9 protein-coding genes are annotated in these 14,249 nt (G+C 47.2%); 7 read left to right on the top strand and 2 right to left on the bottom strand.

All coding sequences use genetic code 11. From position 1 onward, the window contains the following. Positions 1–63 precede the first annotated feature (63 nt). Both ABIE50_RS24915 and ABIE50_RS24910 read left to right on the top strand, forming a co-directional pair. Positions 64–2,346 carry an alpha-galactosidase gene (locus tag ABIE50_RS24915; protein ID WP_209858506.1) on the top strand — a complete coding sequence of 761 codons (2,283 nt, stop codon included), beginning with the start codon at positions 64–66 and terminating at the stop codon, positions 2,344–2,346. A gap of 81 nt (positions 2,347–2,427) precedes the next feature. Next, entirely contained in the window at positions 2,428–4,317 is a 1,890-nt protein-coding gene (locus ABIE50_RS24910; protein ID WP_209858508.1) for a glycoside hydrolase family 36 protein, read from the top strand. Between the two features lie 218 nt (positions 4,318–4,535). Here ABIE50_RS24910 and ABIE50_RS24905 read toward each other — a convergent pair whose 3' ends face one another. After that, a complete protein-coding gene (locus tag ABIE50_RS24905; protein WP_209858510.1) occupies positions 4,536–5,300 on the bottom strand; it encodes a response regulator transcription factor in 765 nt (254 codons plus the stop codon). A 214-nt stretch (positions 5,301–5,514) separates the two neighbouring features. Between ABIE50_RS24905 and ABIE50_RS24900 the strand changes: the two genes are divergently transcribed. From ABIE50_RS24900 to ABIE50_RS24885, 4 genes are all read left to right on the top strand, one after another. After that, the gene (locus tag ABIE50_RS24900; protein WP_209858512.1) at positions 5,515–6,429 is read left to right on the top strand and encodes a FecR family protein; all 915 of its coding nucleotides are present in this window, start codon (positions 5,515–5,517) and stop codon (positions 6,427–6,429) included. Further along, positions 6,339–6,701, top strand: a complete 363-nt coding sequence (locus ABIE50_RS24895; RefSeq protein ID WP_354028295.1) for a FecR domain-containing protein — start codon at positions 6,339–6,341, stop codon at positions 6,699–6,701. Before ABIE50_RS24900 ends, ABIE50_RS24895 begins: the two co-directional genes overlap by 91 nt. Before the next feature lie 228 nt (positions 6,702–6,929). Beyond that, positions 6,930–10,289: a TonB-dependent receptor gene (locus ABIE50_RS24890; RefSeq protein ID WP_209858516.1), complete on the top strand. Its 3,360-nt coding sequence runs from the start codon at positions 6,930–6,932 to the stop codon at positions 10,287–10,289. Positions 10,290–10,360: 71 nt separating this feature from the next. Then, positions 10,361–12,235 carry a RagB/SusD family nutrient uptake outer membrane protein gene (locus ABIE50_RS24885; protein WP_209858518.1) on the top strand — a complete coding sequence of 625 codons (1,875 nt, stop codon included), beginning with the start codon at positions 10,361–10,363 and terminating at the stop codon, positions 12,233–12,235. A gap of 49 nt (positions 12,236–12,284) precedes the next feature. Here ABIE50_RS24885 and ABIE50_RS24880 read toward each other — a convergent pair whose 3' ends face one another. Then, the gene (locus ABIE50_RS24880) at positions 12,285–12,839 is read right to left on the bottom strand and encodes an RNA polymerase sigma factor (protein WP_209858520.1); all 555 of its coding nucleotides are present in this window, start codon (positions 12,837–12,839) and stop codon (positions 12,285–12,287) included. A 102-nt stretch (positions 12,840–12,941) separates the two neighbouring features. On the opposite strand from ABIE50_RS24880, the gene ABIE50_RS24875 reads away from it, so the two are divergent. Beyond that, the gene (locus tag ABIE50_RS24875; protein ID WP_209858522.1) at positions 12,942–14,243 is read left to right on the top strand and encodes a polymer-forming cytoskeletal protein; all 1,302 of its coding nucleotides are present in this window, start codon (positions 12,942–12,944) and stop codon (positions 14,241–14,243) included. Positions 14,244–14,249: the final 6 nt, after the last annotated feature.

The following is a 14,249-nucleotide window of genomic DNA, read 5'->3' as shown; positions in this document are numbered from 1 at the left end:
ATGACCGGTTAAGTCCTGTACCTGCGGACTTAACCGGTTCTTATTCAAATTACAGGACTACGTATGAAAAGATATTTATTAGGTTTATCAGCTTCCCTCCTTTGGAGCAGTCTGTATTTTACTGCACAGCAACAATTTCCTCTTTCAGAGTTAAATAACGGCGATATTAAACAGGAAATTTTTTCACCGGCAGCCCAAAAGAGCGGGGCCGGCATCAGTAAAGAATTATCTGCCCGGTTGTTGTCGTTACCCGCTTTCACATTTTCAGTAGCTGCAACCGACTGGCTGATTCAAAAACCTGCGCAGAAAGCGTCGGTTTCCAGGATAGGTGATCACCAGATTATACTGAGCAATGGCCTGGTAAGCAGAACTTTTTATGTAAGCGCCAATATAGCTACCACCAGTATAAGGAACCTGGTGACAGGTGAAGAATATCTGCGTGCGGTAAAACCGGAAGCAGATGTGATGATAGACAGTGTAAATTACCCGGTGGGCGGCCTAACCGGTCAGGTGGACCAGGCCTACTTGTTGCCGGACTGGCTCGATAAAATGGATGTTATTCCCCATTCCTTTTTATTCAAAAACTTTACAGTAAGTGAGCTTAAGCCGAAAATTCAGTGGACCAGTAAGCGGTGGCTGGCCAGTACACAATGGAAAGCCAGTGGCAAAGAGCTTACCTGTTATTATGAGCACCCTGAGCTGAAAGATGTTTTCGTGGAAGTTCACTACGAAATTTATGATAACATACCGCTGATCTCAAAATGGGTGGAGATAAAAAACAAGGGAAATAAAAAAGTGCAGGTGAATCATTTTGCCTCCGAAATAATCGCCTACATTGAACCGTCAAATTCACCTATAGGAAAACAGGAATGGATGAAACCGAATTTTCATCTGGAAAATGATTATGCGTTTGGTGGTTTTACCTACGAAGGCTCGGACCAGTCCATTTTCTGGCAAACAGATAAAACCTATACTTCCCAGGCAGATTATAACGTATCTATGCCCTGCGTAGTGAAGAGTATGCCGGAGAAGGGACCGGAGCAGGTGCTGCAGCCCGGCCAGGCAATGGAAACTTTCCGTACCTATTTACTGGCGCTTGATGGTACCGACAGGGAAAGGAACGGGCTTAGTCAACGGAAAATGTATCGCACATTAGCACCCTGGTCAACTGAAAACCCGATTTTTTTACATCTTACCTCTACCAAACCAGAAGTAGTAAAACAGGCCGTTGATCAATGTAAGGCCACCGGTTATGAAATGATCATCCTGAGTTTCGGAAGCGGGTTGCATATGGAGGATACCAGTGCCGCCAACCTGGAGAAATTCAGGTCCCTTGCCGCTTACGCGCATTCCAAAGGCATACAGATAGGCGGATACTCATTGTTTTCGAGTCGCAGCATAGATGCGGAAAATGATGTTATCAATATTAAAACCGGAAAACCAGGAGGTACCATATTCGGAACAGCGCCTTGTCTTGGCAGCAAATGGGGCATTGCTTACCTGGAGAAGCTGAACAAATTTTTTGAAGCAACCGGGTTTGACCTGCTGGAGCACGACGGGCCGTATCCCGGCGATTTCTGTGCCTCTGAAAATCATCCCGGGCACCATGGGTACGGCGATTCCCAATGGAATCAATGGAAGCAAAGTATCAATTTCTACGCATCCTTGGCAAAGAAAGGCATTTACATGAACCTTCCTGATTTTTACTTTTTATCAGGAAGTAACAAGGTATCTGTTGGGTATAAAGAAGTGAACTGGTCTTTGCCCCGCGCGCAGCAAATAATATTGGGAAGGCAGAATAATTACGATGGTACCTGGACCAGGATTCCCAGTATGAACTGGACCTTTGTACCTTTGGTGGAATATCACGGGGGAGGCGCTGCCGCCACGCTGGAGCCGCTTTCCGAACACCTGGATGCCTATGAGGCACATATGAAGCAAAACTATGGCGCCGGTATACAGGCCTGTTACCGCGGGAACCGCCTCTATGATACCGAAGCTACAAAAGCGCTGGTGACGAAAGAAATTGCGCACTATAAAAAGTACCGCGATATCCTGAATGCGGATATTATTCACTTACAGCGGCCTACCGGCAGGGATTGGGATGGCTTTATGCATGCAGACCCGCAATTGAAACAAAAGGCGTTTGCTATGTTCTTCAACCCGCTCAGCCAGCCTGTTACCCGTACCATCAGGTTGCCTTTGTACTATGCAGGTTTGAAAAACAACGCAAAGATCAGTATAGAAGGTGCAGCGCCCATCCCGGTTACATTAAACTCCGGCAGGGAGGCAATGATCAGTATCACTATTCCGGCAAACGGCAGCACCTGGGTAGTGGCGGAATGATAACACTATAGGAAGGAAGACGCCGGGGATTTATTAAATTTATTAACCCTGCCCGCGCTCAAGGGCAGGAAAAATTAATATATGCGTAAGGGAAGAATATTTTTGATATTACTGCTTACTATCATCGTTGCCCCGGGCCAGTTATTGGGCATACCCTATTCGCCGGGAGAGGTGTTTATAAAAAATTTGAAACAGTCGCCAGCCAAAGTTATCACCGCTGCCGGTACGCCGGCGGATAACGGGGTTTCATTGCAGCGGACATGGAGCCGGGAAATCTGTACCATGTCAGTCCGTAATAATTCCGGGAAGCCTGTCGGCATCCGGGAAATTATCCTGTTCGATTTCCAGCATGGCCTGCCCGGCAATACCGGTATTTATGGAGAGGGATTTCAGAAACTTGCCCAGACAGGAGGTACCCTGGACAAGCCGGCAGACCTGGGGACCTATACAGACAGGGATCATTATAAAATTCCCGAGCCCGAAAACATGCGTACCACCTATGGTATGCTTACCCTGCAACTGCAGCAGAACGACCGGGTGCTACTGGCTACCACTTCCTGCAACAGGTTTATATCCAGGTTTTCTTTTGATGGCAGGCGTATACGTATATCCCTGGATTGTGAGAACCTTGTATTGCAACCCGGGGAAACCTGGAACCTGGAAGAGTTTATGGCCATATCAGGATCAGACCGCGAAGGGCTGTATGATAAGCTAACCGCAGCCATTGCTAAACATCACCCGCGTTTGAAACATGAACCGGTACCAATGGGCTGGTGTTCCTGGTATTGTTTCGGGCCTAATGTAACCGCAAAGAATGTGGCTGATAATACAGACTGGATTGCCGGTCACCTGCCGCAACTCAAATATATCCAGATTGATGACGGGTATCAGCCCTGGATGGGTGATTGGATGAGCAAAGGAAACGCATTTGGCGGCGATGTGCAAAATGTGCTGAATGAAATAAAGCATAAAGGACTGGAGCCTGCCATATGGGTAGCTCCGTTTGTGGCCAGCCCTGAATCACAGTTGTTTAAAAATCACCCCGACTGGTTTGTTAAAGATGAGCAGGGATTGCCCTTGCGCTCTGATAAAATTGGCTTTGGCGGCTGGCGCCTGGGCCCATGGTATGTACTTGACGGTACGCATCCGCAGGTGCAGGCTTTTTTTACGGAACTTTTCAGCAGGATGAGAAAGGAATGGGGCTGTACTTATTTCAAGTTGGACGCCAATTACTGGGGAGCTATCCATGGGGGCGTACACTACGATAAAAATGCTACCAGGATTGAAGCCTATCGCCAAGGGATGAAAGCGATACTGAAAGGTGCAGGAGATGCATTTGTACTTGGCTGCAATCATCCTGTATGGGCTTCCCTGGGCTTGATTCACGGTTCCCGCAGCTCAATGGACATATGGCGGAAATGGGAAGCGTTCAGGAATATTGGCCGGGAAAATTTGCTCAGGAGCTGGCAAAATGGTAGGTTATGGTGGAATGATCCCGACTGCATTTTATTAACAAACGGGGGAGCCACCGATATCATGGACCAGGCAGGCAACAGCGTAAATGCACAGGAGAGACCGGCAGGGCCAACTGAAAATGAATACCTGTTTCATGCAGCCACCGTATATGCTTCCGGGGGAATGTTGCTGAGTGGCGACGATCTTACAAAAATTACGCCGGCACGGCTTGAGATATTAAAGAAGCTGATTCCTCCAACAGGAAAGGCAGCAAGGTTTGAAAACGAAGCATTCGAAGTGGGAACCATCGTATTGCCCGACCAATTGGTATTCGCGGTTTTCAACTGGGGAGAGCAGGCTGCAGAACGCCGTATTAAATTGCCCAAAGGCACTTACCGGTTAGTGAACAAATGGACAGGCAGGAAGCTGGGTAATTTTAAAGATGAATACGTGATCCGGTCATTACCTTTACACAGCGCGTTGTTAGTTGAAGCGTATAAAGTAGCTGATAAGTGATAGCTGTTATTGCAGGTCGACTTAGTTCGCCGCCTCCGCTATTATGCTGTTGTCTGTTTACCTGCTTTCTTCGGAAGCGTATATAAAGTATCCGGCATCCACCATCCAGGGATAGTGGATGCCATACCGGAAGAGAAGAAGCCTTACCTGAACCCGGAATTTTACCAGGTTCTTTGTCAGCAAATACCCACAGGAGGTAGCCGGGGTAATTTACACCCTTATAAAAATATAGAATACCTCACCAGGTCGGTCATTGTATGACATTCCAGTTTACGAAGTATATTCCTGCGGTGTGTTTTTACCGTATCCTCGGAAATATATAACTCATTCCCTATGGCTTTATTCAGCAGCCCCTTGAGGATCAGGCCGAGTATTTTCTTCTCCTGGAAGGACAGCGAGGAGAAACGGACATAATGTTCCTCAAAAAACTTATGATGCTTCAGTACATGTTTCAGGCATTTCAGGTATTCCGGCAGCTGGCTCATTTCAATGTCAAGCGTAATGTTTGCCCTTCCCGTTGCCATATGTTGCTGCAAAGTGATGACCGGATCACCCCCTTTTTGCGGGGGAGGCGTTTGCACAACTTTTTGGTTGATCCACTCCAGGGCCTGCTGCTCATAGGCGAAGAAGCCAGGTCTTACCGGGGCTTCTCCTTCTTCAAAAATATCAAGGATCGACAACATGGCCAGGGCATGCCCGCTTACTATGATCGCTGTTTTTTTGGTAATGCCCAGCTGCATGGCAGGGGCATTTAAAAACTCGTCTGTCCATTTTCTTTCTTCCGGGCTGATGATATAGCTGAACTTTGAATTATCCCAAAGGGTACGTGCAGGTTTTACTTTGTAATATACTTCCTTGAATGCTCTCATAGCGCTGGTATAGTCGTTGGACGACCGGCATTCAAAAAAAGTGCCCTTGAGTGTTTTGAGCGAAGCAATGTATTCGACAGAAAAGGTGTCAGATTGGTAAAGGTTTTGGGACATAACCAGGGTATTGGATACTTCTCCAAACTTACAACAATATTTGATAAATGATATGCCATGGCACGCCGGATATGGCTTGCTTTCCAGGCTTCGAGGATAAAAGCGCAAATGAACGCACTGTTATAATTAACTGAATTCTAAATAATTAGAAATATCTGCACTTTTTTTTTATTTCCGATGGGTATAATCTCCTGTTCAGTATACTTCTATTATTATGAACTTACCCATTCACGTTATAGAAAAATACCTGCGCGGAGAAGCCAGCGAGGAGGAAACCAGGTTGGTAAACGACTGGTTCTATTCCGTCGATGCACAGGAGGATATCCCTGATGAGACGCTGGCAGCCCTGAGAGAGCAAATAGGTAAAAGAATACATAACCGCCTGGATAAAAGTATAGACCTGACCATAAAGGAACAGAAAGAAAAGCGCTTCAGGGTGCTGAAATTCTCTGCTGCAGCGGCGATTGTTTTAGGCGTCGGAATCTTCTTCCTGGCCCAGAGAAGCGGCATGTTCTCCCGTAAACCGGTACTTGCTGCCACAACTCCTGTAAAAAAGGGAGGAGCCGGAAATAACAAAGCAATACTCATCCTGGCAAATGGAAAAGAAATAGCACTGGATAGTACTGCCGATGGGACCATCGACAGTAAAAGCGGGATACAGATCATAAAGTCCGAAGACGGGGAAGTGGCATATGTGCCAACCAGGCAACAGCCGGAATCATCATCGGTAGCTTATAATACCATTATTACACCCAGGAGCGGGCAATACTGTGTTACATTGTCTGACGGAACAAAGGTCTGGCTCAATGCGGCATCGTCTCTCCGGTACCCGGTAGTATTTAATGCGGGTAGCAGGGAAGTGGAATTATCCGGAGAAGGATATTTTGAAGTAGCCACCGTGCTTTCAGAACAGGGCAATAAGGTGCCGTTTACGGTTTCGGTACATAACACCGGCCTGCCCAATGCCATGAAGGTAAAAGTACTTGGAACAAAGTTCAACGTGATGGCTTATAACGACGAAGCATCCATTGAAACAACATTACTGGAAGGAAAAGTAGAAACTGCTTATTCAGCAGGCAGTGCTTCGCTGTCGCCGGGCTTACAGTCGATACTGGAAAAAACAAACTGAAATTTAAAGTTGCCAAAGCCGATATAGAGCGGGCGCTTGCCTGGAAAAACGGAGAGTTCCGGTTTAACCGGCTGGATATTAAAGGTATCATGCGGCAAATTGCACGATGGTATGATGTTTCAATAGAGTACAGGGGGAATATGGATAATATTTACCTGTCAGGCGTTTTTTCCAGGAAAAGTGAAGTGGGCCAGATGCTGGATATCCTGGAAGCCACTGGCGCCGTACATTACCAACTGGAAGGAAATAAAATTATCGTATCAACCAAATAAGAATTTAATGCCAATGAACAGTACATAAAATTCCGCGTACATGCAGATCCAAAATAAATCCGGAAGTGCGGTCACACTTCCGGATGAGAATATTTGGGTCCAAACAGCCTGTAACAATTTCGCTTTACAACCATTTATCACCCAAACATTATAAAGATAATGAATCTTATTCCCATTTGGGGCAGATTTAAATATCTGCGGCCCTTCCATGCCTCGTTTTTTCTACCCATGAAGTTAATTGCTTGTTTTATTCTTGTTGCCACCTTCCAGGTGAATGCCAGCACCATGGCGCAAACAGTGACAATAAAAGGGGTGAACATGTCGCTGCCGGCCATATTTGAAAAGATCAAAACACAAACCGGTTATGCGTTTGTGTACCAGGACGACCTGCTTAAAAAAGCAGTACCGGTAACTATTAACGAAATAAATAAACCGCTGGAAGAAATACTGTTGCAGGTATTCAAAAGCCAGCCATTTGTTTATGAATTAAAGTACAACACAATTGTGGTCAGGGGAAAACCTGGTCCCAGGGCGGAAGCCGGGCAGGGCCAGTATCTCCAGGCAACAGGAACCGTTTACAACAATATCGGCGAGCCGCTGGTGGGGGCCACTGTAGTGATCAAAGGCACACAAACCTCCACTATCACCAACAATGCCGGCAAGTTTTCTATAAAGGTGCCTGATGCCGGTGCTACATTAGTGATCAGTTATGCCACCTATATTTCCCAGGAGATCAGTGTGCTCAATAGCACCCGCTTTCCCATTGATGTAGTGTTGCAACTGAATGCAAAAAGTATTGAAGAAGTAGTGGTGGTAGGATATGGTACGCAAAAAAGAAAGTACCTCACCGGTTCCATAGCCTCTATCGGCCCAAGGGAACTAAGACAAAGCCCTGTTGCCAATATCAGCAATGCGCTGGCCGGCAGGTTACCGGGTCTCATTACCGTGCAAAACAGCGGAGAGCCGGGAGCCGATGGATCTAACCTGTTTATCAGGGGATTGAGCACCACGGGCAACAACAGTCCCATTATCCTGGTAGATGGTATTCAGCGCTCCTTCAGCGATATTGATCCAAACGAAGTGGCAGACATCAGTATCCTGAAAGATGCGGGTTCTACGGCCATTTACGGTATCAACGGCGCCAACGGCGTAATACTGGTTACCACCAAAAGAGGCGCCACCTCCAAACCCCGTATCAATGTGACCTTACAAAACGGATGGCAAAGCCCTACCAGGCTGCCGGAGTATGCCGACTCGTACGACGGGCTCACCATGTACCGCGAAGGGTTGATCAATGACGGGCTGCCGGTGGCCATACAGTACACGGATTCTGTTTTAAAATATTACCGCGACAGGAGCAAGCCTGCTTACCAATACATCTATCCCAATGTAAACTGGATGGATGCCATGCTGAAGCCTTATTCCATGATGCAACAGGGTAATATTAATGTTACAGGTGGTAATGAATTCGCCAAGTACTTTGTATCCATGGGGTATTTAAGGCAAAACGGGTTGTACAGGTATGAAGATCAGATTGAAGGGTACAACATGCAGGCTATCACTAACAAGTATAATTTCCGCTCCAATATAGACCTGCAGATTTCAAAAGACCTTAGCATGGAACTGGGACTGGGAGCCATTGTGCGCGACAGGAACTACCCGGGCGCCAATGCGAGCGATATTTTTAACGCCATTAAATCAGCACCCGCCTGGTGGTACCCGATCACCAATCCGGATGGCAGTCCTGCTGCGTTTAATACGGTGCCGGCCTCTCCATATGTGCAGTTAACCCAATCCGGTTACCAACGGAATTTTGAAACGAACCTTCAGTCTACCGCAGGCTTTAAATGGGACATGCATTATTTCCTTAAAGGACTGAGCTCAAGAGTAAGACTCTCATTTGATAACACCAGTTATCGAAATATGAAACGGGGCCTTTCCAGGCGCACCTTCCTTTATAAGTTATTGCCTGGTGTAGTTGCAGACACGGTTACTGACCTGGCAAAAAGTGGTACCTACCAGGTAATTGAAAACGGCGATGGTACCCTGGGCTATGATGTGAATGCAAACAGCAACAGGCGCACAACGCTGGAAACATACTTGAACTATGATAATACTTTCGGCAGGCATACTATACAGGCCATGGTGCTTTATACCCAATCCTCCTTTTTTGACGGTGTAGGCGGTGGAATAGGCAATGCCATTCCGGGGCTGCCTTACAAGAACCAGGGCGTTGTAGGAAGAGTGATGTATAACTATGATAACCGCTACACCATACAGTTCTCCGGTGCTTATAACGGCGCTGAAAACTTTCCTGCCGGTAAACGCTTCGGTTTTTTTCCCGCTGTTTCCGCAGGCTGGGACATAGCAAAGGAACAATTTATCCGCTCTGCCCCGGGCTTGTCGTTTGTAGACCAGGTGAAGATAAGAGGCTCTTATGGCATCACCGGAACCTATGCTTTGCCATCCGGCAGGTTCTCTTACCTGAGCCAGTGGAATCCCAATGATGGGGGGTACCAGTTTGGGGTGAACCGCGATGGCACAGGCTATGGTGGCGCCTATGAGCAGCGGATTCCCAATCCCAATCTCACCTGGGAGAAAGGCTATAAAACCGACGTAGGACTGGACCTGGGATTATGGAATGGAGGATTGAATATGACCGTAGAATATTTCAGGGAGAGACGAAAGGATATTCTTATTAACTCCGAACTGGTGCCGGCCACGGTAGGGCTCATGAACCAACCTGCCTTGAATGCCGCCATTGTGAATAAGCAGGGTATCGATCTGTCTGTTGAGCACCGGCACGAATTCAGGAAACAGGGCTATGCTGTTCGTGTTAACTATTCCTATGCAACAAACAAAATTGCCTATTATGCACAACCGGAATATAAAGGCAGGGAATGGCAGGCCAGGGCCGGCAGCGAAGTGGGATCCATATATGGTTATACGGCCATCGGCTTCTTCAAAAGCAATGATGATATTGCAAAAAGCCCTTCACAATCCGTATTTGGAACTGTTCAGCCCGGCGATATCAAGTACAAGGATATTAACGGCGATGGTATCATTAACTCCCTTGATGCCGGTTACCTGCCCGGAAAACGTAACCAGCCTACTTCTATTTTGGGCGTAAGTCTTTCCTACCACTACGCCGGCTTTGATGTGAGCGTATTATTCCAGGGCGCTTATGGCGGCTCACTGTTGGTGAATGGATCCGGTATCTTTCCTTTTTCAAGATTTGCCGGTGTGCTGGCGGAAGTCAAAGATAATCACTGGGTAGCTTCCAATCCCGATGGAGACTATAAATATCCGCGCCTGTCGTCGCAGGACAATACCAATAACCAGCAGAATTCCACGTTCTGGATCTACTCCAGTAATTACCTGCGCTTAAAAACAGTGGAGATAGGATATAATATTCCCCGGTACTGGCTTAGTAAGATAGGGTTCAGTAATGCGAGGATCTTTGTAAATGGTATCAACCTCATCACCTGGGATAAGCTGAAAATTTTTGATCCGGAAATATCCAATGAGGGTACAGGCACTTATCCCCAGCAGCGGGTGGTCAATGCGGGATTAACCTTTTCATTTTAATAATATCAACGCGATCGGGCAATTATACTTTTCAGGCACTGATCATCTGAATAAATTAAAATCAACAACAAATGATACGTAAAATATTATTCCACGGACTCATATTTCTCTGGATAACAGCCATATCCTGTAAGAAGTATCTGGATGTTGTTCCCAAGGAAATTGTTACAGAAAAAGACATTTACGATAATATAAATACGGCGGAACGGGCCTGGGCCAATATGTATACGTCGTTAAACACAAGCACCACCAACATTTACTATAATACCGTGTTGGGCGCCTGTACAGATGAGTGCAAAAATCACTGGGAAAATGTGCCGGAGCAGAAATTTAACTCCGGTGCATGGGGGCCTACGGATAACTCGCTGGACAATTGGGGATGGGCTTACCAGTTTATACGGAGAGCCAATATATTCCTGAGAAATATAGATAAAACCCCTATTCCACAGGACAGGGTTGATTACTACAGCAGCCGGATCCCCCAGTATAAAGCGGAAGTTCGTTTCCTGAGAGCTAAATTATATTTTGAACTGCTCAGGTCCTATGGAGCAATTCCGTTGTTGGGCGATGATGTTACAGATGTAAGTGAAAGCATTCCTGAAGCTCTGAATACGAGGAAGCCGGTTGACGAAGTGGTGAATTATATCATAGCGGAGCTTGACCAGGCAGCGCCGGTGTTGCCCATAGATTATACAGATAACCCCGGGGAAACCGGCCGTATTACCCGTGGCGCAGCGATGGCATTAAAAGCCATTACGCTGGTATACGCAGCCAGCCCTTTGTTTAACGGGAACACCATGTACGCTGGTGTAAAAAATACAGACGGTGCACAGCTCTTTCCGCAAACTTATGACAAGGAGAAATGGAAGAAGGCTGCCGATGCCGCCAGGGCGGTATTGGACATGAATGTATATGCGTTAAACAACCCTAATCCGTCGAATCCAATAGATAACTACGCCCGCCTGTTCTACTCCCGGGAGTATAAGGAAACTATTTTACCTTATTTGATAGGCTCCACGAGGGACCTGGATCAAACGATGCAGCCGAATGGCCAGGATGCACAATCCGCCGGGGGGAATGGCAAATTCAGCGTATTCCAGGAAATGGTGGATGCGTATGAAATGAATAACGGGCTGCCAATCACAGACGTGAATTCAGGTTATACCAAAGATGGCTTCTGGGACGGGCCGCTGTGGGACGGGAAAGCGTACCGGCAGGCGAAAAACGTTTCCAATATGTACAAAAACAGGGATCCCCGTTTCTATGCAAGCATCAACTTTCAATATACCTTCTGGGATTCCACTAACCACAGGCGCCCGTTGAAATATGCCTATTTTGGAAACAATGGCGGGGCATCCGACGGGTGGCCCAAATCGGGTACCAACTGCGAAACCGGGTATAACTGGAGGAAATGGTGCGATCCGGGTGTAAACCTGAGAGGAGGAGGAAACGGTAACCGGAATTTCCCGGTAATACGGCTGGCCGAAATTTATCTTATTTATGCTGAAGCCATGAATGAATACCTGGACGCTCCCAGCCAGGATGTGTACGATGCTATCAATAAAGTAAGGGCCCGCGTATCGATGCCGGCATTACCGGTGAGCGGCACAAATGATAATACAAAAGCGGGAATGCGGAAACGGATCCAGAATGAATGGCGTGTGGAATTTGCTTTTGAAGGGAAACGCTTCTGGGATGTGCGCCGCTGGCTGATTGCTGAAAATGTAGATAACGGGGATGTGCATGGTATGAACGCACGGCCGTCTTCAGGCGAACTACAGGCCACGGGTTTTGATCCGGGTAGCGAAGAAGCCGGTGTTGCTGTGTTCTACAAACTCACCGCCATACAACGCCGTGTGTTTACAAAGCGGCACTATCTCATGCCAATCCCCCAATCAGAAATAGATAAGGGAGGTGGTAAGCTGGTGCAGAATTTCGGCTGGTAAAAACAAATAAAAACGCTGGTACATTTGCAGATGTACCGGCGTTTTTTATTTATCCTAAAAATGAAAAAAGCATATGTTTCAGCCTGAATTTTAAACGTTCCAGGGCTTTGTGGATCTGGTTGTCTACCGTTTTTTTGCTGATGTTCAGTGTTTGGGCGATCTCCTTTGAGCTCATGCCTTCTTCCCGGCTATATTGAAAAATGAGCCTGCATTTTTCCGGCAGCTGGTCTATTTCCTTATATACAAGCTCCAGTATTTTCCTGTTATGTACCGCATCGCTGATTTCGGGCGTCAGTTCAGCATGTTTGTCCATGGCCGCATCCCTGGTATATTTCCGGGCGTAAGCCTTTTTCCTGATCTGGGTGAGCACCTGGTATTTAACAGCCGTTACAAGGTAGTTTTCGAACTGTCCTATTTCCACTTTCTTCCTGTTATTCCACAAACTTAAAAATACGTCGTGCACCACGTCTTCTGCTGCCACAGCATCTTTCAGGTGCTTATTGGCAACAATGAACAATTTCTCCCAATACCGTTTGTATAAATCGTTAAATAAATCTCTATCACCGTCGGCTAAAAAAGCAGGTGATCCTTCAGACGTGGACATAAATATAACAACCTATTTAATCAGGAATCGATAATCTGGACTTTATAAGAGATCTTCGGATTAGCACAAATATAGTAATCATATTTATACGATCTTAGCGCTATGCTTAAAGAATTTCAGATTGTGCCCTCTCCGCAGGCGATGAATCAACACCAGGTACAGATAAAAATTCTTGAAAGTGAAGATGCTTTCATGGATATCATAGGAACAGAAGGCTATTTTTATGTGTATAAAGGCGACCTGCACCTGGAGGGCGACTTAATACTCAAAGCAGAGGAACTTGACCAAATGCCCGATGGCCGGCCCATGTCGGGATTTATAGTGATCGGTCACCTGACCGTTGACGGTAACGTGCTAAACGAAACGGGTGATTATGGCCCGGCATTGTACGTAAACGGGAACCTCAGCTGCCGCAACCTGCTCATCGGCGGATCCCCCGTGAGGGTGGAAGGGGATATCCGGGTGGAGGAAGTGATCATGCTGCATTACAACCACGGCTGGATGCAATGCGACCGTACTATTACGACGCCCGTGATGATTGTGGATGATTATCACCTGATGCCCTGCCGGAAAGAGATCAGCCGGTTTTATTATAACGACAACGACCCTGAAAGCCCCAAAGCCAACGAATGCAGTGAGGATGAAGATGGTGATCAGGTGATTTCGGAAAACCTGCGGGCGTTGCTCAGCAATCCCATGACCACCAGCTTTGAAGAAATCCGCCGCGACCTGGCCGCCGGGGAAAGTGTACTGCAGCCCCGGGAAAGAACACCCGAATACTGGCGCAATAAAGTACGCCGTAACTGGCGCGACCTGAAGCGGGTGCCCATGGAGATGCGTACCACCAACCTTTGTTATGAAGCCATGAGCTACAATATAGGGGCGCTGCAATATTTTCCGCCGGATTCCATCACTATGGAGCTGGCTACTGCCGCCGCTGAGCGCGATGGGAAAGCCCTGCGTTACCTGCCCCCGGAACTGATCACACGGGAGCTGTGCTATATTGCCGCACGGCACGGCGCTGTATTACGGCTGGATATACCCGAACAGTTTTATGAACATGCGTTGCTATGCACCGTGATTAAAGAAAATGACTGGCAGATGGAACATGTGCCTGTTGCTTTTATGACCGAAGATATGCTGGTGCTGTACGTGAAGTCCGGTCGTGGTGCCTGGCTTGACAGGTACTGCCAGCAGTCGGGTGTATCCAAACATAAAGTGCTGGAGCGGGTAATGGGAGATGATATCAGGTACCTGGAGAATATATTTAACTGGCACCTGTCGGCCACGACATATGCCTATGCACAGCAGCGTTATAACAAGCCGGAACATGCCGCAGTGTGGGCCGCGCTTAATGAGCGCTTTGCGAAGAAGATAAGGAGGCTGGATATGCCGGCAATGTAATCTTCC

Origin of the sequence: Chitinophaga sp. OAE865 (assembly GCF_040546735.1) — a bacterium.
GTDB classification, from domain to species: domain Bacteria; phylum Bacteroidota; class Bacteroidia; order Chitinophagales; family Chitinophagaceae; genus Chitinophaga; species Chitinophaga polysaccharea_A.
Note: the sequence above shows the minus strand (reverse complement) of the source record. Positions and strands in the feature narration are given on the sequence as shown.

Bases quoted from the DNA above. Each gene is read 5' to 3' on its own strand.
- ABIE50_RS24910 (WP_209858508.1), top strand. From the start codon at position 2,428: ATGCGTAAGGGAAGAATATTTTTGATATTACTGCTTACTATCATCGTT.
- ABIE50_RS24900 (WP_209858512.1), top strand. From the start codon at position 5,515: ATGAACTTACCCATTCACGTTATAGAAAAATACCTGCGCGGAGAAGCC.
- ABIE50_RS24875 (WP_209858522.1), top strand. From the start codon at position 12,942: ATGCTTAAAGAATTTCAGATTGTGCCCTCTCCGCAGGCGATGAATCAA.
- ABIE50_RS24890 (WP_209858516.1), top strand. From the start codon at position 6,930: ATGAAGTTAATTGCTTGTTTTATTCTTGTTGCCACCTTCCAGGTGAAT.
- ABIE50_RS24915 (WP_209858506.1), top strand. From the start codon at position 64: ATGAAAAGATATTTATTAGGTTTATCAGCTTCCCTCCTTTGGAGCAGT.
- ABIE50_RS24905 (WP_209858510.1), bottom strand. From the start codon at position 5,300: ATGTCCCAAAACCTTTACCAATCTGACACCTTTTCTGTCGAATACATT.
- ABIE50_RS24885 (WP_209858518.1), top strand. From the start codon at position 10,361: ATGATACGTAAAATATTATTCCACGGACTCATATTTCTCTGGATAACA.
- ABIE50_RS24880 (WP_209858520.1), bottom strand. From the start codon at position 12,839: ATGTCCACGTCTGAAGGATCACCTGCTTTTTTAGCCGACGGTGATAGA.